The sequence below is a fragment of the Kribbella sp. NBC_00889 genome, assembly GCF_045207705.1.
GTDB lineage: Bacteria > Actinomycetota > Actinomycetes > Propionibacteriales > Kribbellaceae > Kribbella.
Genome location: NZ_CP108783.1, coordinates 7,810,848 through 7,830,300 on the forward strand (window position 1 = coordinate 7,810,848; position 19,453 = coordinate 7,830,300).

Annotated in this window: 22 protein-coding genes; 12 read left to right on the plus strand and 10 right to left on the minus strand. The window is 68.6% G+C overall.

Features of this window, described 5'->3' with window-relative positions:
• The first annotated feature begins 45 nt into the window (after positions 1 to 45).
• Together OG817_RS38325 and OG817_RS38330 are read left to right on the plus strand one after the other, a co-directional pair.
• Entirely contained in the window at positions 46 to 552 is a 507-nt protein-coding gene (locus tag OG817_RS38325) for a hypothetical protein (RefSeq protein ID WP_406049836.1), read from the plus strand.
• A complete protein-coding gene (locus OG817_RS38330; RefSeq protein ID WP_406049837.1) occupies positions 549 to 950 on the plus strand; it encodes a hypothetical protein in 402 nt (133 codons plus the stop codon). The genes OG817_RS38325 and OG817_RS38330 overlap by 4 nt, the downstream gene beginning before the upstream one ends.
• Positions 951 to 952: 2 nt before the next feature.
• Here the strand turns inward: OG817_RS38330 and OG817_RS38335 are convergent, their stop codons facing one another.
• Entirely contained in the window at positions 953 to 1,963 is a 1,011-nt protein-coding gene (locus tag OG817_RS38335) for a TetR/AcrR family transcriptional regulator (RefSeq protein WP_406049838.1), read from the minus strand.
• Between the two features lie 69 nt (positions 1,964 to 2,032).
• Between OG817_RS38335 and clpX the strand changes: the two genes are divergently transcribed.
• Positions 2,033 to 3,253: an ATP-dependent Clp protease ATP-binding subunit ClpX gene (gene clpX, locus OG817_RS38340; protein WP_406049839.1), complete on the plus strand. Its 1,221-nt coding sequence runs from the start codon at positions 2,033 to 2,035 to the stop codon at positions 3,251 to 3,253.
• Here clpX and OG817_RS38345 read toward each other — a convergent pair.
• Complete coding sequence (locus OG817_RS38345; protein ID WP_406049840.1) at positions 3,201 to 4,214, minus strand: helix-turn-helix transcriptional regulator; 1,014 nt, start codon at positions 4,212 to 4,214, stop codon at positions 3,201 to 3,203. The two genes, clpX and OG817_RS38345, sit on opposite strands and share 53 nt — an antisense overlap.
• Before the next feature lie 57 nt (positions 4,215 to 4,271).
• Here OG817_RS38345 and OG817_RS38350 point away from each other — a divergent pair, with 57 nt between their 5' ends.
• The gene (locus tag OG817_RS38350; protein ID WP_406049841.1) at positions 4,272 to 5,558 is read left to right on the plus strand and encodes an FAD-binding oxidoreductase; all 1,287 of its coding nucleotides are present in this window, start codon (positions 4,272 to 4,274) and stop codon (positions 5,556 to 5,558) included.
• On the opposite strand, the gene OG817_RS38355 is transcribed toward OG817_RS38350, so the two are convergent.
• The 3 genes from OG817_RS38355 to OG817_RS38365 all read right to left on the minus strand — a co-directional run bounded on the left by OG817_RS38355 (position 5,546) and on the right by OG817_RS38365 (position 7,633).
• Complete coding sequence (locus OG817_RS38355; RefSeq protein ID WP_406049843.1) at positions 5,546 to 6,058, minus strand: GrpB family protein; 513 nt, start codon at positions 6,056 to 6,058, stop codon at positions 5,546 to 5,548. The genes OG817_RS38350 and OG817_RS38355 overlap by 13 nt on opposite strands.
• Positions 6,055 to 6,450, minus strand: a complete 396-nt coding sequence (locus tag OG817_RS38360; RefSeq protein WP_396394610.1) for a RidA family protein — start codon at positions 6,448 to 6,450, stop codon at positions 6,055 to 6,057. Before OG817_RS38360 ends, OG817_RS38355 begins: the two co-directional genes overlap by 4 nt.
• A 106-nt stretch (positions 6,451 to 6,556) precedes the next feature.
• Entirely contained in the window at positions 6,557 to 7,633 is a 1,077-nt protein-coding gene (locus OG817_RS38365; protein ID WP_406049844.1) for an ABC transporter ATP-binding protein, read from the minus strand.
• A gap of 192 nt (positions 7,634 to 7,825) precedes the next feature.
• Here OG817_RS38365 and OG817_RS38370 point away from each other — a divergent pair, with 192 nt between their 5' ends.
• The 5 genes from OG817_RS38370 (at position 7,826) to OG817_RS38390 (ending at position 12,190) form a co-directional block, all read left to right on the plus strand.
• A complete protein-coding gene (locus OG817_RS38370; protein ID WP_238164455.1) occupies positions 7,826 to 8,392 on the plus strand; it encodes a transcriptional regulator in 567 nt (188 codons plus the stop codon).
• Positions 8,385 to 9,218 carry an SRPBCC family protein gene (locus OG817_RS38375; RefSeq protein WP_406049846.1) on the plus strand — a complete coding sequence of 278 codons (834 nt, stop codon included), beginning with the start codon at positions 8,385 to 8,387 and terminating at the stop codon, positions 9,216 to 9,218. The genes OG817_RS38370 and OG817_RS38375 overlap by 8 nt, the downstream gene beginning before the upstream one ends.
• A 106-nt stretch (positions 9,219 to 9,324) precedes the next feature.
• Positions 9,325 to 10,551, plus strand: coding sequence for an MFS transporter (locus OG817_RS38380; RefSeq protein ID WP_406049848.1), 1,227 nt, complete (start codon positions 9,325 to 9,327; stop codon positions 10,549 to 10,551).
• A 78-nt stretch (positions 10,552 to 10,629) separates the two neighbouring features.
• A complete protein-coding gene (locus OG817_RS38385; protein ID WP_406049849.1) occupies positions 10,630 to 11,463 on the plus strand; it encodes a phosphotransferase enzyme family protein in 834 nt (277 codons plus the stop codon).
• A 37-nt stretch (positions 11,464 to 11,500) separates the two neighbouring features.
• A complete protein-coding gene (locus OG817_RS38390; protein ID WP_406049851.1) occupies positions 11,501 to 12,190 on the plus strand; it encodes a dienelactone hydrolase family protein in 690 nt (229 codons plus the stop codon).
• Position 12,191: 1 nt separating this feature from the next.
• On the opposite strand, the gene OG817_RS38395 is transcribed toward OG817_RS38390, so the two are convergent.
• On the minus strand, positions 12,192 to 13,124 hold the full coding sequence (locus tag OG817_RS38395; protein WP_396394617.1) for an AraC family transcriptional regulator: 933 nt from the start codon (positions 13,122 to 13,124) through the stop codon (positions 12,192 to 12,194).
• Positions 13,125 to 13,214: 90 nt separating this feature from the next.
• Between OG817_RS38395 and OG817_RS38400 the strand changes: the two genes are divergently transcribed.
• Complete coding sequence (locus tag OG817_RS38400) at positions 13,215 to 14,060, plus strand: NAD(P)H-binding protein (RefSeq protein ID WP_406049852.1); 846 nt, start codon at positions 13,215 to 13,217, stop codon at positions 14,058 to 14,060.
• A gap of 360 nt (positions 14,061 to 14,420) precedes the next feature.
• Here OG817_RS38400 and OG817_RS38405 read toward each other — a convergent pair whose 3' ends face one another.
• The gene (locus tag OG817_RS38405; RefSeq protein ID WP_396397169.1) at positions 14,421 to 15,236 is read right to left on the minus strand and encodes an ABC transporter permease; all 816 of its coding nucleotides are present in this window, start codon (positions 15,234 to 15,236) and stop codon (positions 14,421 to 14,423) included.
• Positions 15,236 to 16,213 (minus strand): ATP-binding cassette domain-containing protein, encoded by a 978-nt coding sequence (locus OG817_RS38410; RefSeq protein ID WP_406049854.1) that lies wholly within the window; start codon positions 16,211 to 16,213, stop codon positions 15,236 to 15,238. The genes OG817_RS38405 and OG817_RS38410 overlap by 1 nt, the downstream gene beginning before the upstream one ends.
• Positions 16,214 to 16,301: 88 nt before the next feature.
• Here OG817_RS38410 and OG817_RS38415 point away from each other — a divergent pair, with 88 nt between their 5' ends.
• Both OG817_RS38415 and OG817_RS38420 read left to right on the plus strand, forming a co-directional pair.
• Complete coding sequence (locus tag OG817_RS38415) at positions 16,302 to 17,267, plus strand: helix-turn-helix transcriptional regulator (RefSeq protein ID WP_406049856.1); 966 nt, start codon at positions 16,302 to 16,304, stop codon at positions 17,265 to 17,267.
• Positions 17,264 to 17,848, plus strand: a complete 585-nt coding sequence (locus tag OG817_RS38420) for a YdeI family protein (protein WP_406049857.1) — start codon at positions 17,264 to 17,266, stop codon at positions 17,846 to 17,848. The genes OG817_RS38415 and OG817_RS38420 overlap by 4 nt, the downstream gene beginning before the upstream one ends.
• Here the strand turns inward: OG817_RS38420 and OG817_RS38425 are convergent.
• Positions 17,845 to 18,570, minus strand: a complete 726-nt coding sequence (locus OG817_RS38425; protein ID WP_406049858.1) for a cupin domain-containing protein — start codon at positions 18,568 to 18,570, stop codon at positions 17,845 to 17,847. The genes OG817_RS38420 and OG817_RS38425 overlap by 4 nt on opposite strands.
• 68 nt (positions 18,571 to 18,638) lie before the next feature.
• Entirely contained in the window at positions 18,639 to 19,448 is an 810-nt protein-coding gene (locus OG817_RS38430; RefSeq protein WP_406049860.1) for a phytanoyl-CoA dioxygenase family protein, read from the minus strand.
• Positions 19,449 to 19,453 lie beyond the last annotated feature (5 nt).

Consider the following 19,453-nt stretch of genomic DNA (forward strand, 5'->3'; position numbering starts at 1 on the left):
TCCATAAGCGGATACCTTCACTATCCATGTAGGGAGTTGAGGCAGATGATCCCCTTCGTTCTTGTCCTGGCGACGTTCGTCTTCCGGGCGCTCGGCGCGCTCGGGGTGCGGCGGTTCGCGACCTGGCCCGTCAGCGCGGCGCACGCGATGGCAGTCATGCTGCTGCTCACCGCGAGCGCGCACTTCGTCCCGGCCGACGTGACGGTGATGCCGAACCACGCGGACATGGTGCGCATGGTCCCGCCGTTCCTGCCGTTCGCGGATGCGCTGGTGTATGTCACCGGCGTACTGGAGCTGCTCGGTGCGGCCGGTCTCGTGCTCACCGCGACGCGCTGGGCCGCCGGGTACGCCCTGGCCGCGTTGTTCGTGGCGTTGCTCCCGGCGAACATCCACGCGGCGGTGGCCGACGTACCGTTCGCCGGCGGCGAGGCGACCCCGCTGTGGCAGCGGATCCCCGAGCAGATCCTCTACCTCGCGGTCGCGCTCTGGGTCGCCAAGACCACCAAGCCCGCTACCACCGCGGCACAACGAGAGGAGTTGGTGCACTCATGACGGAGGCGTCGCGGATCATCGCCGGGGCGATCCTGCTCACCATCGTCACGATCCAGTTCGGCGGCTACTTCATGACGAAGATCGTCCGCGGTCAGGTGCCGATGACGGACTTCCAGAAGTCGTTCGCGCGAGCCGGCCACGCACACGCCGGCGTGCTCGTGATCCTCAGCCTGGTCGGGCTGCTGTATGTCGATCAGACCAGCCTGTCCGGCGTCATGCTCTGGGTCGCCCGCCTGGCGATCCCGGTAGCGGCGATCCTCATGTCCGGCGGCTTCTTCGCCTCGTCCGCCGGCAAGGACCGGACCCAGCCGAACCAGTTCCTCTGGGTCCTGTGGCTCGGCGCCGCGTCGCTCGCGCTCGGCGTCCTGACCCTCGGCATCGGCCTGGTCGTCGCCTGACCTCAGCCGGCCGCGACGGTTCGGGCCGGCTGTACCGAAGCGATCGCCGCGCCCGCCCCGAACCCCTCGGCGCGGGCGACGATCCGGTCGCCGGTGATCGCGACGGCATGCTCGAGGTCGTCGCCGATCACCTCGCAGCCGAGGGCGGACGCCAGTACGCCGCCCTCGTCGTGCACCACCTGCACCCGCGGCAGTGGAACTACTTGCCGCAGGCAACCAAGAAGGCTGTCGGTGGTGTACCGGGCGAGCGGCCCGAGCTCGGACGGATCGCCGGACACCAGGGCGATCGTGACCGCTCCGTCGGTGGACCGTACGACGTCCTCCGCGGCGGCCAGGCGGTTGAGTCCGAGGATGACGACGACGCCGGTGCCGAACTTCGCCGTACGGCGAAGCACCTCGTCGGTCACAGATGGCGGCGACCAGGACTCGTGCGCCGGCCGCACTGGGGGCATGGTTGGTGGACGTGTCCAGGGATCGTCGACGTCGAGGTCGGCCAACCCAGCACAGGCACGAGCGACCGCGAGCGGCTGGACGAACCCGGGGGCCGAGGTCAGCTGGGTCGCACCGGTCAGCAGCGTGAGCGCGAGCCGCGAGACCTGGATCCTCCGGCCGAGTTCGCCGGGGCTCAGGGCGTCGATGGCGAGGCCGAGGAGGACCGCGTTGAAACCGAGCAACGAGGCGTACGGCATCCCGAAGTCCGCCAGGTCGGGTTGTGCGCCCGGGTGTTCCCGGTCGAACCATGAAGACGCGAAGGCGGCGAGCCCCTCGGTAGGTGTGCTCATCGGTCGACGTGCACCTCGACCCGTCCGGTTCTGATCGGCAAGCGCTGTCAGGTAGAGCGCGCGCTTGCCGGCGAAGTTGGAGTACACCGCGCCACGGGTGAGGTCGGCGCGGTCGGCGATGCGGTCGATGGTCGCATCCCGGTAGCCGTGCTCGGCGAACTCCGCCCGCGCCGCGGCCAGCACCTTCGCCCGGTTGCGGAGTTGCAGTTCCGCCCTGCTCAAGCGGCTCACGGCCACCACTCTAGCACTCAGATGTTGCTACCATCTGGATGACGACAACATCTGAGAAGGCGGTAGGGGATGGCAGCCGAGGTGCTGAAGTGCACGTTCTGCGGCAAGACCCAGCATCAGGTCGGCAAGCTGATCGCCGGCCCCACCCCGTTGTGCATCTGCGACGGCTGCGTCGAGCTCTGCAGCGAGCTGATCGCCGAGGGGGAGCTCAGCGATATCAGCGACGACCTGCCGGCCCGGGTGCCGAAGCCGCGTGAGATCCGCGAGTTCCTCGACGGCTACGTCATCGGTCAGGACGACGCGAAGAAGGCACTGGCCGTTGCCGTCTACAACCACTACAAGCGGCACCGGACCAAGGCCGGCGACGTCGAGCTCGGTAAGTCGAACATCCTGCTGATCGGCCCGACCGGTTCCGGCAAGACCCATCTGGCCCAGACGCTGGCCCGGATGCTCGACGTTCCGTTCGCGATCGCCGACGCGACCGCGCTGACCGAGGCCGGGTACGTCGGTGAGGACGTCGAGAACATCCTGCTCAAGCTGATCCAGGCCGCCGACTTCGACGTCCGCAAGGCCGAGACCGGCATCGTCTACATCGACGAGATCGACAAGATCGCGAGGAAGAGCGAGAACCCGTCGATCACCCGCGATGTCTCCGGCGAGGGTGTGCAGCAGGCGCTGCTGAAGATCCTGGAAGGTACGACGGCCTCGGTCCCGCCGCAGGGTGGTCGCAAGCACCCGCAGCAGGAGTTCATCCAGATCGACACGACACGGGTGCTCTTCATCGTCAGTGGCGCCTTCGACGGACTCGATGAGTTGGTCGCCCGGCGCACGCGGCCATCCCGGCTGGGCTTCGGCGCTGCGGCCGAGCAGCCCGAGAGCGGGAAGGTCATGCCGGCGGACCTGGTCAAGTTCGGCCTGATCCCCGAGTTCGTCGGCCGGCTCCCGATCGTCACCAGCGTGCCCGCGCTCGACCGCGACGCGCTGGTCCGGATCCTCACCGAGCCGCGCAATGCGCTGATCAAGCAGTACCGCAAGCTGTTCCGGCTCGACGGCGTCGACCTCGAGTTCACCCCGGACGCGGTCGAGGCGATCGCGGATCTCGCCCTGCTCCGCCGGACCGGTGCCCGCGCACTGCGCGCGATCCTCGAAGAGGTCCTGCTCCCGGTGATGTACGACGTACCCGGGCGCGACGACATCGAGCGGGTCGTCGTGGATCGCGACGCGGTCGAGACCAACGTCAATCCGACGTTGATGCCACGGACTCCGCCGCGGCGGCGAAGGACCGCGTAAGCCGTTCGCCGACGCCGGCGATCATCGACGCGACCTCCGGAGTCGCCTCGTCAACGGTGAACTCGGCGCCCAGGGCAACGATCGGGACGACCAAGGAGAGCACCAGCGTTGCGGTGTCCGCGCTGAAGCGGACCACGCACGCGTCCGGTCCGGACGGCTCGACCGTGCCGCGAACGACACCCTCGAAGGTGTCGACCACGCGCTCAGCCGGGAGCTGAACGGTCAGCCGAACCGCGTGCCGGTACTGCGCGGCAGCGAACGACTCGACCAGGTAGGTCGCCGCGTCCTGGGCCGGCAGCACCCGCGGCGTGAACCTGTGCAGTACGGGCGTCACCTCGGAGATCCGGTCGACCCGGAAGATCCGCCAGTCGTCGCGCGACGGGTCGAACGCGAGCAGGTACCAGCGCCAGGTCAACGTGAGCAGCTGATGCGGCTCGACCCGCCGGCGGGTCGTCGTACCCTGCCGGCTTTGGTAGTCGAAGGCAACGATCTCGTGATTGCGGCAGCAGCGCGCCAGTACGGCGAGCACACCCGGATCAACCTGTGTGACACCCGGCCGGGGGACCGCCTCAGCCGCAGAACCTACCGCGGCCAGTTGCGGTCGCAGTCGCGCCGGCAGCACCTGCTCGAGCTTGGCGAGAGCCCGCATCGAACTCTCCGCGATCCCGCTCACGCCACCCCCCGCCGCGCCGACCAGGCCAAGTGCGACCGCCACCGCCTCATCGTCGTCGAGCAGCAGTGGCGGCAGCGTCGTACCGGGACCGAGGCGGTAGCCGCCGGCCGTCCCGGTCATGCCGGTCACCGGGTAGTCGAGGGACCGCAGCCGGTCGACGTCGCGTCGTACCGTCCGCTCGGTGACGCCGAGGCGTTCGGCTAGTTCGCGGCCGGACCACTCGCGGCGGCTCTGCAGCAGCGACAGCAACCGGAGCATGCGGCCGGGCAGTTCTTTCCGGGTACTCACCCGGAAAGGATGCCTTGCGGACAACATGTGTCCGCAAGGGGTCATAGCGTCGGTTCCATGATGGTGACGAAGGAATCGAACGGATACGACGAGGCGCGGCTCGGGTTCCAGCGGCGGGACCCGCATCGGCCGGACGTCATCTTCCCGGTCACGAGCGTGGCCGAGGTCGAGGAAGCAGTCCGGTACGCGGCCGAGCACGACCTGCGCCTGGCGGTGCAGGCGTCCGGGCACGGGCTCGCGAAGGGTCTCGACGGCGGTGTGTTGATCGCGACCGGAGCCTTCAACGGCGTCCGCGTCGATCCCGAGCGGAAGACGGCGTGGATCGAGGCCGGCGCGACCTGGCAGGACGTGATCGACGCGACCACGCCGTACGGTCTCGCCCCGCTGTCCGGCAGCTTCCCGGGAGTCGGCGCGATCTCTTACACGCTCGGCGGCGGCCTCGGGCTGATGGCCCGGCGGTATGGGTACGCCGCCGACCGCGTCCGCCGGATCGAGATCGTCACCCCGGACGGCGCACGGCAGAATGCCGAGGATGACGCGGAGCTGTTCTGGGCGCTGCGCGGTGGCGGCGGCAACTTCGGCATGGTGACCGGGATCGAGGTCGACCTGTTCGACGTCGCCACGTTGTACGGCGGCAGCCTGTACTTCGACTTCCTGCAGAACCCGACTGTGCTCGAGGTCTGGGCCGCTTGGACCCGGTCGGTTCCCGACGAGGTGACCTCGGCCATCGCGCTGGTGCCGCTCCCGGACATCCCGCAGGTCCCGGAGCCGCTGCGCGGGAGGTACGTCGCTCAGGTCCAGCTCGCGATCCTCGGCGAGGGCGGAGAAGACTTGATCAAACCGCTGCGCGCGATCGGCGAGCCGGTACTCGACACCGTCGGCGAGCTCCCGTACACCGAGTCGGGCAAGATCTTCGCCGAACCGGAACGCCCGGACAGCTACCGCTCACGCAACGCCCTGCTCAGCGATCTCGACCCGGATGCGCTCGCGACGCTGCCGAAGCTCGCCGGACCGGACGCGTCGGCGATGTGCGTGATCGGCATCCGTCACCTCGGTGGTGCGCTCGGCCGTCAGCCCGACGTACCGAACGCGGTCGGCCACCGCGCGGCGTCGTACTCGCTGACTGTTCTCTCACCAGGCGAGGACGACGTAACCGCCTTGCACCACAGCATCCTCGAGCCATGGCGCGGCGTCACGGTCGGTCGCCTGCTCAACTTCTCCGCCGGCCCGCTGACCGGCGACGAGATCCGTGCGGCATTCGACCCGGCCGACCACCGCCGGCTCACCGACCTCAGGAACCGGTACGACGCCGACCGCCGGCTCGCACCGAATCACGAGCTCTGAGCAGCGCGCCGGAGGATCTCCTCGACCAGTCCGGCCTTTTCTTCGACGTAGGCCACGCGGTCGATCGTGAGGAGATGGGCCAACTCCCGCTTCAGGGCGGCGTACCGCTCCCGATCTGCGGCGTCTGCCCGCAAGTGGTCACGCAACAGCACATGGTCCTGGTGCGGCTTGCTGCCTTCGACAACGACGTACAGGTGGTGGTAGTGCGCGGCGTCAGGCGGGAGTGCGAACGCCTCCCGTCCGGTGATGCCGAGGTCGCCCTCATGCTGGTAGCCGGCAGCAACTATCGCCGCGACGGCCGCCGGCACGAGGTCGACAGCCGGGGCCACCACGTCGACGTCGATGATCGGCTTCGCGGCCAGCCCCGGTACGGCGGTGCTGCCGACGTGCTCGACGGTGTGCGGGATGCCCTTCAGGTAAGGCGACAACCCGTCCCGGATCTCCGCGAACCACACCGGCCACCGCGCGTCGTACTCGACCACCGACGCCGGAGGGATCACAGTGCCGCGGTGACGTCGATCTCGACGAGCTGACTCGTGAAGCCGAGCTGTGCGACGCCGAGCAGAGTGCTGGCCGTGCTGAACGCCGGCGCGAGCGGCGACGCGTTGAGCTGGCTCCACACCGCCCCCAGCTCGTCGCGGTCGGAGCTCGCGACATAGATGACGGTACGTACGACGTCGTTCGGGGTGGCACCCGCGGACTCGAGCGCGATCAGGATGTTGCGGATCACCTGCTCGGTCTGACCCTCGAGGCCGCCCTCGGCGAGCTCGCCTGACGGTTGCAGCGGGCACTGGCCCGCCAGGTAGATCAGGGTGTCCGCCTGGACCTTGGTCACATGGTGGTAGCCGGGGGTCGCGTGCAGTCCGTCGGGGTTGGTCCGCTCGATCGTCACCCCCCGAGCAAACGCGACCCACACCACCCGGTCAACGGAATTTACGCGGGGCAGACAAGGTACTGCCGCCGGGCCCTGAAGCAGAGACCCGGCGGCAGCACAGTGATCAGGCGTTCAGCCGCTCCTCGGTGGACGACGAGAAGAGGTGCAGCTTCTCCGGGTCCGGAGCCAGGTGAATCAGGCTGCCCTTCTCGGCGTTCTGCCGGGTGCTGATCCGGGCGATGATCTGCTGGTTCCCGGTGTGCTCCGCGGTGCCGTACAGGAACGCGTCGGACCCGAGCTCCTCGACCACCGCGACCGTCACCGGCAGCCCCTCGTCGGCGAAGTGGAGCGCCTCCGGCCGGACGCCGATGGTCAGCGTCTTGTCGTCGCCGGCCTTGGCCAGCAGGGCGCGGTCGATCGGCACCAGGTAGTCGCCGATCAGCGCACCGCCGTCGGCGATCTTGGCCTCGATCAGGTTCATCGCCGGCGATCCCATGAAGCCGGCCACGAACTTGTTCCGCGGCTTGTCGTACAGGTTCAGCGGGGTGTCGACCTGCTGCAGTACGCCGTCCTTCAGTACGGCGACCCGGTCGCCCATGGTCATGGCCTCGACCTGGTCGTGGGTGACATACACCGTGGTGACGCCGAGGCGGTGCTGGAGCTCGGCGATCTGCGTGCGGGTCTGGACCCGGAGCTTGGCGTCGAGGTTCGACAGCGGCTCGTCCATCAGGAAGACCTGCGGGTCACGGACGATCGCGCGGCCCATCGCCACGCGCTGACGCTGACCACCGGACAGCGCCTTCGGCTTGCGGTCGAGGTACTCCTCCAGGCCGAGCAGTTTGGCCGCCTCGGCGACGCGCTTGGCCCGCTCGTCCTTGTGCAGGCCCTGCATCTTCAGGGCGAAGCCCATGTTGTCGGCGACCGACATATGTGGGTACAGCGCGTAGTTCTGGAACACCATCGCGATGTCGCGCTCTTTCGGCGGGCTGTTGGTGACGTCGCGATCGCCGATGTAGATGGATCCCTCGTTGACCTCTTCGAGCCCGGCCAGCATCCGCAGTGCGGTCGACTTCCCCGATCCGGATGGTCCGACCAGCACCATGAACTCCCCGTCCTCGATGTCGAGGTCGAGCTTGTCCACGGCGGCGATGTCGGTGCCCGGGTAGACCCGGGTGGCTCCCTTGAACGAGACAGTTGCCATGTCGCGCTTCCTTCCTTCGCCGGCAGGAACGTGCCGGACGATCCGTATCAAAGGCCCCAGGTCTGGGGTGGCTTCCCTTGGTGACGCATCACCGAGGCACTCGGTAGAACGAGCAAGTACTCGTTTACATTCCCGGCCGATGGATCCGCAACAGCATTGACAAGCAAGTTTTTTACGTACAAACTTTTTTGTGTGATCAGAGACGTGATGCATCTGGAGCAGCTCGAACAGGCCGAGGCGCTGTTCAAGCCGCAGCGGATCGAGGTGTTGCGGCGGCTGGCCGAACCGCACACCTGCGGCGAGGTGGCCGAACAGCTCGGGCAGACTCCGCAGCGCGTCTACTACCACGTCAAGCGCCTCGTCGAGGCGGGGCTGGTGACGCAGGTGGACGAGCGCAAGGTGCGCGGCGTCCACGAGGGCATCTACCAGGCGACCGCGCGTTCGTACTGGCTGTCCCCGCGGCTCGTCGGCCGGATCGGCGGCCTCCGCCGGACCCAGGACGAACTGAGCCTCGGCTATCTGCTGGACCTGATGGAAGAGGTCCAGACCGACATCGCCGCGCTGGACCGGACAGCTCCGGAGCTGCCGTCCATCGGGGTTTCCGGTGAGATCCGGGTCCCACCGGACCAGCGGCGCGAGTTCTTCCAGGACCTGCGCAGCACGCTGCAGGACCTGTTCGAACGCTACGGCGGCTCCGAAGGCGATGCCTTCAAGCTGGCCGTGGCGTGCTACCCCAAGGGAGACCAAGACCATGACTGAACCGCTCATCCTCCAGGTTCGCGCCCGGGCCGGCATCGACGACATACGGCAGGCGCTGACCGACCCGAAGGCCCTCAACCTCTGGCTCGGCGAGCACTCGAACGTCGACCTGCCCGCGACCTTCGAATTCTGGGGCCGCTACATCCCCGAGGGCGACGCCCCGCACCAGCGTGTGCTGGGGTACGACGGCCAGACGCTGAAGCTGGCGTGGACACTCGACGGTGAGGAGACCACCACCGAGATCGCGCTGACGGCCGAGTCCGACGACGCCACGCTGATCCAACTTACCCAGAGTCACTTCGACTTCGCCGACGCGATCAGCCGGGCGTCGATCCGCGGCGTACTGCAGACCTTCTGGTCCCTCGCGCTGGCCAACCTGGTCGATCACCTGGAAGGGCGCGCGCTCACCACCCGGCCGGACTTCACCTCGGCCGAGTTCACCGGAGAGGCGCTGATCGACGCGCCGCTCGCCCAGGTGTACGAGTCGCTGACCACCTCCGAGAAGGCGTCGGCGTGGTTCGGCTACCCGGTCGGGATCGAGCCGCACGCCGGCGGCCGGTTCGCGATGGGCGGCTTCGACGCGGGACCCGGCGCCACTGTCGTCGGAGTCGTCGACGGTCAGAGCATGTCCGTCGACTGGGGCGACGCCGGCATCAGCACCTGGGAGCTGGCCGAGTCCGACGGCAAGACCCGGCTCACCTTCGTGATGAGCGGGTTCGACGAGGGCAACCCGCCGTACGCTGCCTGGCTCGGCTGGCTCAGCGGGGTCGCCGCGCTGCGCCGCTTCAACGAGCAGAAGGACTGGCAGTCCATCTGGGTCTCCTAGGCGTGCTGACCTGCCGGATCGAGCCGGCGATCAGATCGAGCAGGGCGATGACCGCCCTGCTCGATCGTCGTTTGAATCGGTGGACGGCCGGCGTGAGGCTGGGAGCATGTCCACTATGACCAGCTCGGGGGCGTCCAGCGGCGCCCGCGTCCGGTTCGCGTATGCGCCGGGGTTCTGGGTGATCGCCGCGGCGTTCCTCATCACCCTGGCGTTCTCCACCGTGCCCACTCCGCTCTATGCCATCTACCAGCGCCGCGACGGGTTCCCGACGTACGTGATCACGGTGATCTTCGCCAGCTACGCGGTCGGGGTGATGGCTGCGCTGTATCTGGCCGGGCATGTCAGCGACTGGCTCGGCCGGCGCCGCATCGCGTTGCTCGCGGTACTGGCCGAGGTGGTGTCGGCGATGATCTTCCTGATCTGGCAGGACGTGCCCGGTCTGCTGATCGCTCGCTTCGTCTGCGGGATGGGTGTCGGTGTGCTCACCGCGACCGCGACCGCGCATCTGTCCGAGCTGCGGCAGATCGCGCGTCCCGCTGAGGACCCGAGCCGGTCGGCTCTCATCTCGAGCATGGTGAACCTCGGTGGGCTCGCGTTCGGACCGTTGGTGGGTGGACTGTTGGCGCAGTACGTGGCGTCACCGCTCGAACGCCCGTACGAGCTGTTCCTCCTGCTGTTGCTGCTCAGTGCCGTGGGAATCGCGTTGGTGCCGGAGACCGTCCAGCGGCTGGAGAAGCGGCCGGCTTATCGGCCGCAACGGGTGGCTGTGCCGTCCGACGCGAAGCCTTTGTTCTTCGCGTCGGCGATCGGGGCGTTCGCGGCGTTCGCGATCTTCGGGTTGTTCACCTCGCTGGCCCCGACCTTCCTTGGCGGGGTGTTGCACCACCGGGCGCCGTTGCTGGCAGGAGTGGTGACGTTCGTGGTCTTCACCGCCGGCGCGGTAAGCCAGGCCGTGTTCGTTCGGTTCGAGCGCGGCAACCAGCTCCGGATCGGTCTCGTCCTGATGTCATTCGGCCTGATCGGTGTCGCGATCGGCGGCCTGATCCCCAACCTGGTGGTGTTCGTCGCAGGCGGCGTGATCGCCGGTGCCGGTGCCGGCCTCGTCTTCCGCGGCGCCGTAGCCACCGCAGCCTCTCTCGCGGGCCCCACCTCCCGCGGCGAAGTCCTCGCCGCCCTCTTCCTCATCGCGTACGTCGGCCTAGCGATCCCCGTCCTCGCCATCGGCCTGGGCATCGCCCTCCTGCCGGCCCAGGTCGCCCTGCTGGTCTTCTCCGCGATCATCCTGATCCTGGTCAACGCCGCCGTACTCCGCATGCTCGCAGCCACCAGGTAGCCCAGCCGGAGCCCCCTGGTCGAAAGTCGGCTGACAGATGGGGGTGGGGGCTGCAAGCTGTGGGGCATGGTGCGGGTGGTGGATCTGGAGAGGGACTACGGGGTCGTGGTGTCCGGGCTGCGGGCGCACGCGGGTGGGTTCGAGAGTGACTGCTGGGTGGCGGACGACTCCTGGTTCGTCAAGATGTGGAAGAAGCCGGGCGTACCTACCGGCTTGAGGATGCTGCATGAGCTGCGGGCACTTGGGCTTCCGGTGCCGGAGGCGATTCCGGCGGTGTCGGGCGAGCTCTACGCGGTCTGCGCGGGCCGGCCGTACGCCGTCTTTCCCTACGTCCACGGTCGAGTCGGGACTGTGGACGATTGGCACACGACCGCGCAGGCGCTGAGGCAGCTCCACGAGCTTGAGGTCCGAGTTGATCTGCCGCCCGCCAGCATGGACGAGCGACACGTCCGGATGCTGGCCCGGCGGCTCGATCACCCGTGGATCGTGGATCGGCGGGACGAGGTGGATGCGGCGGTACGCCGGCTGGACGCCGCGATCGAGCGGGCGCGTGCCAAGACAGTGCCCGAGATCATCTGCCACCTCGACTTCGGTGTGCACAACCTGATCATGGACGACGACGGTCAGGTTGCGGCCATCCTCGACTGGGAGCAGGCCGTCATCGGTCCCCGGGAACACGACCTGTGGATCGCGGGGGACCTACCGGAGCTCGAATCCTTCCTCGACGAGTACGGCGCGTACGACCTCGACATCGATCACCTCGAGTACGCGCTGCTGGCCCGAGGCCTCCGGGACATGGCCGCCCGGGTCCTCAACGACGTCGACCGCCCGGGCGTCGACACGTGGGGGTTCGACCGAATCGCCAGGCTGGACAGCGATCTGAAGCGCTTCCGCCCGTACTGCGCTGTCTGAGCAGCATGGCCGGACCGGTGCACCTTAGGATGCGCGCATGGGTGTGACTGTGACGGTCGAGGACCAGGACGCTTACCTCGCGCGGGTGGGGCGGGCCGGGATGTTGATGCTGCCGATGATCACCGGGATCGGTGAGCAGGTCCGGGCGTGGGCCGACGAGCTCGCGGCGGAGGGCATCACCGCGCTGGCCTGGGATCCGTTCAAGGGACGGAGCACCGACAACGTGACGCGGGAGGAGCTCGGCGGGTTGGCGCGTGAGCTCGACGACGAGGTGGCGCTCGCCGAGCAGGCCGCGCTGGTCGACTACATGTTCGGCGAGCTCGGGTGCAGCAAGGTCGGGGTGATCGGCTACTGCCTGGGCGGGCGGTTCGCCCTCCTGCTGGCGGCGCGCGACCACCGGCTGGCGAACGTCGTCGCCTTCCACCCGACCGTGCCGTCGCAGCGACCGCCGCATCACACGTACGACGCGATCGCCGAGGCTACTGGGATCGCGGCGCCGGTGCTGGTGAGTTACCCGAGCGCGGACACCGCGGTACCGAATGCCGACTTCGAAGCACTGCAGACTGTTTTGCAGGCCCGGCCGACGGGCGCGACGTTCGCGCAGTACTTCCCCGGTGCGGACCACGGCTTCTCCGACAAGGGGCGTCACGACAAGGAGGTCAACGCCGCCGCCTACCGGCTGGCGTGGCCGCAGGCACTCGCGTTCATGCGAACAACGACCGGCTGACTCAGGCCGCGCGGCGGTGAGCGGTTGGCGTCGTACCGCGAACGCGTTTGAAGGCGACGCTCAGAGCGAACGCGTTCGCATACCCGACCCGTCGCGCGATCGTCTCGACGGTGTCCTTGGTCGCGCGCAGCTGATCGGCCGCCAGCGTGATCCTCCACCCGGTCAGGTAGCTCATCGGCGCCTCACCCACGAGCGCGGTGAACCGGCGCGCGAGCGACGCCCGCGACACCCCGACCCGATCCGCGAGCTCCGTGACATTCCACGGGTACGCCGGATCCTCGTGCAGCAACCGCAACGCCGTACCGGCCACCGGATCGGTCTGCGCCTGATACCACCCCGGCGCCTGGGACTCCGGCCGCGCGAACCACGCTCGCAAGGTGGTGATCAGCGCCAGGTCGAGCCACCGATCCAGCACACTCTGCTGCCCAGGCGCGTCCCGCTGGATCTCGCCGATCACCATGTCCGTCACCGGACCCAGGATCTCCGCCGCCGGTACGACGAGCACCGGCGGAAGCGCCGTCACGAGTCGCCGGCTGACATCACCCGCCAACTGGTAGGTGCCGCTGGCAACCATGACGGCGCCGGACGCGCGACTGCCGTACGTCCGCACCCCGAGCCGGGCGGAATAGTCGACCGGTGCTCCAGGCAACGGTTCGCAGAGGCCACCGGGATGGATCCGCAACTGTGGCGCGGTCTCGACGCTGTCGCCCACGACGTACGGCGATGATCCGGTGAAGATCGCGACATCTCCCTGGTCCATCCGCACCGGCTCGATCCCATGGCGAGTGACCCAGCCCGACCCCCGAACCAGGGTGGCCAGCGCCAGCGGGGCCTCGTCGCGGATCTCTATCGCCCACGGCGGATCCAGGATCGTCAGGTTGAACACGCCGTCCCGGGCGCGGGTCCCGGCCAGCAGGTCATCGAGCACGTCCATACCCGCAGGGTACGCCACGTGAGCGTCTCGGACATCAAATTGCGCCGAACAACCATGGTTCGTCTCATCAAATCCGGCTGAACTAGAGCCATGACAACGACACCGATTCTCATCCTGGGTGGTAAAGGCAAGACCGGCCGCCGCGTCGTCGAGCAGCTCGAGACCCGCGGCGTCCCGTACCGGCTGGCGTCCCGCTCGAGCGAGCAGCGCTTCGACTGGTACGACGACAGCACTTGGCCGGCAACGATCGCCGGCGCCGACACGGCGTACCTGGCGCCGCCCGTCGGGCCGACCGGACTCGCGCAGGCCGGCCGGTTCATCAAGGAGGCTGCCGCCCAAGGCCTCCGCCGTGTGGTCCTCCTGTCCGGCCGCGGCGTCGGCAGCCCCGGCCGGGACTTCGCCGTGTACGACGGTCAGCTCGACCTGGAGCACGCGGTGCAGGCGAGCGGCGCGGACTGGACCATCGTCCAGCCGGCCTGGTTCGCCCAGGGCTTCAGCGAGGACTTCCTCCGATCCCACGTCCAGGCCAGCGAGATCCGCGTTTCCGCGGGCACTGGTGGCGAGGCCTGGATCGACACGAACGACGTCGGAGACGTGATGGCCGCCGCGTTGCTCGACGAGTCGTACACCGGCCAGGTGATCGCGGTGTCAGGTCCGCGCCCGCTCACCATGACCGAGGTCGCCGCCGAGCTTTCGGCCGCCACCGGCCGCCTGATCGAGTACGTCGACGTCGAGCCGGACGTCCACGTCGAAGAGCTCCGCGAGGACGGTCTGCCCCAGGAGGATGCCGAGGCCGTCCGCGACCTGTTCGCGGTGATCCGCAACCACCGCTCGGAGTACGTCTCCGACGGAGTCCAGCGGGTTCTCGGCCGGCCGCCACGTGACTTCGCCGACTGGGCCCGCGAGACCGCGGCGACCGGCGTCTGGGCGGAGTGAACCGCCAGCACTCACCAACCGATGCTTCGCGGGTGGTCGCACGCTCAGGCGACCACCCGCGAAGTCAGTTGATGAGTGCTGGCGGTCCGGGTCAGTGCTGCATCGCGGTCCACTCGTCGTGGGTGAGTTCCTGGATCTCGCCCGTGCCGGCCTTGGGCTGGACCGTGGTGCCTCCACCGACGGCCCCGCCGCCGAAGATCAGGCCGGCCCAGTTGTTCTGGGCGGTCAGCGATGTGGTGGCGTTGTCGTCGTTGATGTCGGCCGCATCAGATCTCCTTGTGGGCGGTGGGTGATCTGCCCGCTACCGTAGGTGAATCATGGCCCCGCGAGCGGCTCAGGAGAGCCAGTGACCCAACTGGGTCAGCCGGCCGAGCGAAGCATCGACCGGATGCCGACGGTCAGCCCGAGGGCGGCGGTGACGATCGCGGCGACCCAGCCCCAGAGCACCGCGGTGGTCAGTACGTCGCCGGAGAACAGTGCCCGTTCCGCGTCGACGACGTACGAGAGCGGGTCGAACTTCGCCGCGACCTTCATCCACCCTGGCCCGGTCTCCAGCGGCAGCAACATCCCGGACAGGATCATCACCGGGAACAGGAACGTCTGCTGCACCACCCAGAACATCCAGTCCTGCTTGCGGACCGCGATCGCCAGCGCGTAGCTGAACGCGCCCAGCCCGATCCCGAACACCGCCAGCAGCGCCATCCCGACCACCGCGCCACCGAGGTGCAGGTCGAACGCGAACGGCGTCATCACCGCGATCACGATGACCGCCTGGCCGAACAGCGGCACCATCTCCTTCAGCGCCCGGCCGATCAGCAGCGACGACCGCGACAGCGGCGTGACCAGCATCCGTTCGTGCGCGCCGGTCTGGAACTCGAACAACAGGTTCGCGCCGGTGGTCGACGTACCGAACAGCGTCGTCATCACCAGGATCGACGGCACGAACCACTGCCAGACGCCGTCGCCGAACGCACCGCCCATCGACCCGGACAGCAGCGGCCCGAACAGGACCAGGAACACCAGCGGCTGGATCATCCCGAACAACAAGGAGAACGGATCCCGCAGCACCGGCTTGAGTTCGCGCGTCATCACGATCCGGATATCGCGCACCAGGCTGCGCGCCGGCTGGTCCTGAGTCGCGGCAAGGTCGACGGTGGACAGGGTGAGGGTGGTCATCAGGCGGCCTTTCCGTTGGTCGCAACATCCGTCTCGCGCAGGCTGCGGCCGGTGAGGTTGAGGAATACGTCATCGAGGGTCGGGCGATGCACCTGCGCCGCCGCGATCGGTACGCCGTACTGCTGGGCTGCTGTGATCAGTTCGGGCAGTGCTGCCGGTCCGTCCGCGACCCGCACACTGAGCTCGTCGCCGACGGCAACCACTTCGCGGGCGCCGGGCAACTTCTCCGCCAGCTCGGCCAGCTTCGGAAGGTTGCTTGGAGCAACGGTGATGGCGAGCCGGTCGCCGGCCAGCTCGGCCTTGAGTGCATTGGCGGTGTCGTCCGCGATCACCTCGCCGTGGTCGACCACGACGACCCGCTCGGCCATCGAGTCGGCCTCGTCCAGGTAGTGCGTGGTCAGCACGATCGTCATCGAGTACTGCTCGCGCATCCGCAGGATGTGGTCCCACAGGTTCGCGCGGTTCTGTGGGTCGAGACCGGTCGACGGCTCGTCCAGGAACAGCAGTTTCGGCGCATGAACGAGTCCCATCGCGACATCGAGCCGGCGGCGCTGACCTCCGGACAGTTCGGACACCTTGCGGCCGGCGAGTTCGGTCAGCTCGAGCGCTTCCAGCAGTTCCCCGGTACGACGCCTGGCAGCACGCCGGTCGAGTCCGTAGATGACGCCTTGGCCGACCAGTTCGTCGCCGGCCCGTTGGTTGTGGCCCGCGCCGTTGCCCTGGCCGACGTACCCGATCCGGCGGCGTACCTGGCCGGGCTGCCCGGTCACGTCGTACCCGGCGACCGTCGCCGTCCCCGACGTCGGGGTGATCAGGGTGGTGAGCATCCGCAGCGTGGTGGTCTTGCCGGCGCCGTTCGGGCCGAGGACGGCGACCAGTTCGCCGGGCTCGACGTCCAGGCTGATGCCGCGGACCGCGTGCACTGTCTCGGTACGGCTCACCACGAAGTCGCGGGTGAGCTGTCGGGTGCTGATCACGATGTCTCCTTCGGTCTTGGCTTGATGCCTCAGACATTTCCAGCAGTAGCGGACAGCTTGTGGCCGCTTCTTCTGGCAATCTGGAGTCATGTCCGAAACCTCGGCCCGACTCCTCTCGCTGCTGTCCCTGCTGCAGGCCCGCCGCGACTGGCCGGGCGCACTGCTGGCCGAACGACTCGAGGTCAGCCCGCGTACGGTCCGCCGCGACGTCGACCGTTTGCGCGACCTCGGCTACCCCGTGCGCGCGTCCAAGGGACCGGATGGCGGCTACCGCCTCGATGCGGGGGCGGACCTGCCGCCGCTGCTGTTCGACGACGATCAGGCGATCGCGGTCGCGGTCGCCCTTCAGACGGCGACCACCACGGTCACCGGGATCGAGGAGGGCGCTTTGCGCGCGCTCGCCACGGTCCGCCAGGTGATGCCCGCCCGGTTGCGCCAACGCGTCGACGCACTCCAGGTCACGACGGTCGACAAGTACGCCGGCAGACGTCGTACGGCGGTCGACTCCGAGCAGCTGATCGCGGTCGGCATGGCGGTCCGGGCGCACGAGGTACTGCGCTTCGACTACGCCTCACCGAGAGCGTCGGACGCGTTCGTCCCGCCCCGGAAGGTCGAGCCGCATCATCTCGTGACGTGGGGTGGGCGGTGGTACCTGGTCGGCTGGGACCTCGACCGGAAGGACTGGCGGACGTTCCGGGTGGATCGGATGACGCCGAAGACGCCGACCGGTCCGCGGTTCACGCCGCGTGACCTGCCCGCGCCGGACGTCGCGACGTACATCTCCAGCAAGTTCAAGGGCCGGGGTCAGTTGCCGTGCACAGGCGAGGCGATCCTGCAGGCGAAGGCGTCCGACATCGTCCAGTGGGCCGGCGGTGGGGCGATCGTCGAGGAGGTCACGGCGTCGAGTTGCCGGCTGACCCTGAGCAGTTGGTCGTGGACCGGACTGGCCGCAACCTTCGGCATGTTCGAGTGCGACCTCGAGTTCGTCGGCCCGGCCGAGCTGATCGACGCCGCGCGCCACCTCGCCGCCCGCTACACCGCGGCCGCCTCATGACTGCCGAGCTGATCGTCGCGGACGCGGCCGACTGGCATGCCTGGCTCGCCGAGCACCATGGTGAGCCCGACGGCGTCTGGCTGGTGCTGGCGAAGAAGAACGTGACCACGCCGACGAGCCTCACCTACGACCAGGCGCTCGAGGAGGCGCTGTGCCACGGCTGGATCGACGGTCAGCGCAAGGGTCGCGACCAGCACACGTTCATCCAGCGCTACACGCCGCGGCGGTCGCGCAGCCTGTGGTCGCAGCGGAACGTCGGCCTTGTCGCCCGGATGGAACGCGAAGGCCGGATGCTTCCGGCCGGCCGCGCCGAGGTCGAGCGAGCCCAGGCCGACGGGCGCTGGGACAAGGCGTACGGCGGCTCGAGTGCGCTGGAGATCCCCACGGATCTGGTCGAGGCACTGGCCGCGGAGCCCCGGGCCCAAGCGATGTTCGAGATCCTCACCAGCGCGAACCGCTTCGCGGTCGTCCACCGGGTCAACGAGGCGAAGCGGGCCGACACCAGGGCGAAGCGGATCGCGCTGTACGTCGAGCAGTTGGCGCGAGGCGAGACGATCTATCCCCAGAAGCGGACGCTTTAGAGCATGTCGAGGGTCGCGTCCTGGCCGGTGGTGAGGGGGAAGTAGGCCAGGAACGTCACGCCGTCCTCGAGGGCGTCGAAGTGGGAGATGCGCTCGCTCGCCGGCTCGTAGAACACATCATCGGGCCTGAGTACGCGCTCCTCGTCGTCCGCCACCTGGTACCTGACCGAGCCGGTCTCGATGCTGCCGAACACCGGTCCGTTGTGGACATGCGCGCCCGCGAGGCCGTTCGGCTCGATGGTGATCCGGCGGACCTCGACCCGCCGTACAGCGAGATCCTCGGGCAACTCCTGGTTGAGAACGACGACTCGGCTCACGGCTGCCGGCTCCGGCTCGCCGGGCAGCGTCCCGACTATCTCGCCGAACTCGGCGCACTCGCCCTCGTGCGGGAGGTGCTCGATCGCCAGATGGGTCATCGAGGACGTCGTCCCGGCGCCGTGCCAATGCCACTCGCCGGGCTTGATCCGGACGCGATCGCCGGTCCGGATCGCCTCCACCGGGCCGCCCTTGCGCTGGACAAGGCCGATGCCTGCGGTCACGACCAGCACCTGCTCGCCGTCGTGGCGATGCCAGCGGGTGCGGGCGCCCGGGGCGAACGTGACGCTGTCGATCTGCGTCGACGGCGCCGGGCCTGGTGCTACGACGCTCTCGATCCAGGCGGGGCCGGTGATCCAGGTGTCGGAGGCGACGGTGCGGGGGAACGGTGGGCGGTCGATGTCCATGGCGGGATCGTACATACCAATAGGTACAGAGCGCACGCGCTTTGTGCGGGCGCCTGCCGGGAGACCTGTCAGTACAGGACGGGGTTCAGGGGTGAGGAGATCGGCTCGCCGGGCTCGTTGCCGGGCATCCAGGTGGCGAGGTCGGCCTCCTGGAAACTGTTGACCGGCGGGGCGATCTCCATGGCGGCGTCGACGTAGATGATCGTCATCACCCGCCGCGGTACGTCGGTGGTGTTCGGCGGCGCGTGATGGAAGGTCCAGCCGAGGTGGTAGCTGACCTCGCCGAGCTCGTACGGCTCGGAGACCTCAGCGAAGTTCTGCTCGGCCAGCGCTTGTTGCAGGACTTGTTCGGACTCGTCGCTGATCGGCAGGTCCCGGCCGTGCTCGAAGACGTGGCTGCCCGCGGCGAACGACAGCGGGCCCATCTCCATCGGCGTCTCCTGCAGTGGCACCCACACCGTCACGCACCGGTCGGTCGCGAACGGCCAGTAGTACTGATCCGCATGCCAGGGCGTGACGCCACCGCCGGACTCCTTGTAGAGCGCCTGGTCGTGGTACAGCCGGACCGACTGCACCCCCAGCAGTTGCGCCGCGATCCGGGCCAGCCGCGGTGACGAGACGAAGTCCAGCACCTGTTCGCTGTCCTGCCACAGGTTCATCACCTGCAGGAACGCCTTCCCGTAGGTGTCGCGCTCGCCCAGCGGGAGGTCCTGGGTGTTCAGTTCGATCACCTTGCCGGTGATCTCCGGCTCGTACGCCGCGATGGTCTCGGGGCTGAGCACGTTCTTCAGCTTGACGAAGCCGTGCTCGGCGAAGTGCGCGATGTCGGACCGGCTGAGGGTGTAGTCGGTCACGAGCTCCGGGCGGGTCAGAGTCATGCCAC

Excerpts from the sequence above, each read along its gene's own strand:
- OG817_RS38325 (WP_406049836.1), top strand. The coding sequence starts at position 46 with ATGATCCCCTTCGTTCTTGTCCTGGCGACGTTCGTCTTCCGGGCGCTC.
- OG817_RS38330 (WP_406049837.1), top strand. The coding sequence starts at position 549 with ATGACGGAGGCGTCGCGGATCATCGCCGGGGCGATCCTGCTCACCATC.
- clpX (WP_406049839.1), top strand. The coding sequence starts at position 2,033 with ATGGCAGCCGAGGTGCTGAAGTGCACGTTCTGCGGCAAGACCCAGCAT.
- OG817_RS38350 (WP_406049841.1), top strand. The coding sequence starts at position 4,272 with ATGATGGTGACGAAGGAATCGAACGGATACGACGAGGCGCGGCTCGGG.
- OG817_RS38365 (WP_406049844.1), bottom strand. The coding sequence starts at position 7,633 with ATGGCAACTGTCTCGTTCAAGGGAGCCACCCGGGTCTACCCGGGCACC.
- OG817_RS38375 (WP_406049846.1), top strand. The coding sequence starts at position 8,385 with ATGACTGAACCGCTCATCCTCCAGGTTCGCGCCCGGGCCGGCATCGAC.
- OG817_RS38380 (WP_406049848.1), top strand. The coding sequence starts at position 9,325 with ATGTCCACTATGACCAGCTCGGGGGCGTCCAGCGGCGCCCGCGTCCGG.
- OG817_RS38390 (WP_406049851.1), top strand. The coding sequence starts at position 11,501 with ATGGGTGTGACTGTGACGGTCGAGGACCAGGACGCTTACCTCGCGCGG.
- OG817_RS38395 (WP_396394617.1), bottom strand. The coding sequence starts at position 13,124 with ATGGACGTGCTCGATGACCTGCTGGCCGGGACCCGCGCCCGGGACGGC.
- OG817_RS38400 (WP_406049852.1), top strand. The coding sequence starts at position 13,215 with ATGACAACGACACCGATTCTCATCCTGGGTGGTAAAGGCAAGACCGGC.
- OG817_RS38405 (WP_396397169.1), bottom strand. The coding sequence starts at position 15,236 with ATGACCACCCTCACCCTGTCCACCGTCGACCTTGCCGCGACTCAGGAC.
- OG817_RS38415 (WP_406049856.1), top strand. The coding sequence starts at position 16,302 with ATGTCCGAAACCTCGGCCCGACTCCTCTCGCTGCTGTCCCTGCTGCAG.
- OG817_RS38420 (WP_406049857.1), top strand. The coding sequence starts at position 17,264 with ATGACTGCCGAGCTGATCGTCGCGGACGCGGCCGACTGGCATGCCTGG.
- OG817_RS38425 (WP_406049858.1), bottom strand. The coding sequence starts at position 18,570 with ATGGACATCGACCGCCCACCGTTCCCCCGCACCGTCGCCTCCGACACC.
- OG817_RS38430 (WP_406049860.1), bottom strand. The coding sequence starts at position 19,448 with ATGACTCTGACCCGCCCGGAGCTCGTGACCGACTACACCCTCAGCCGG.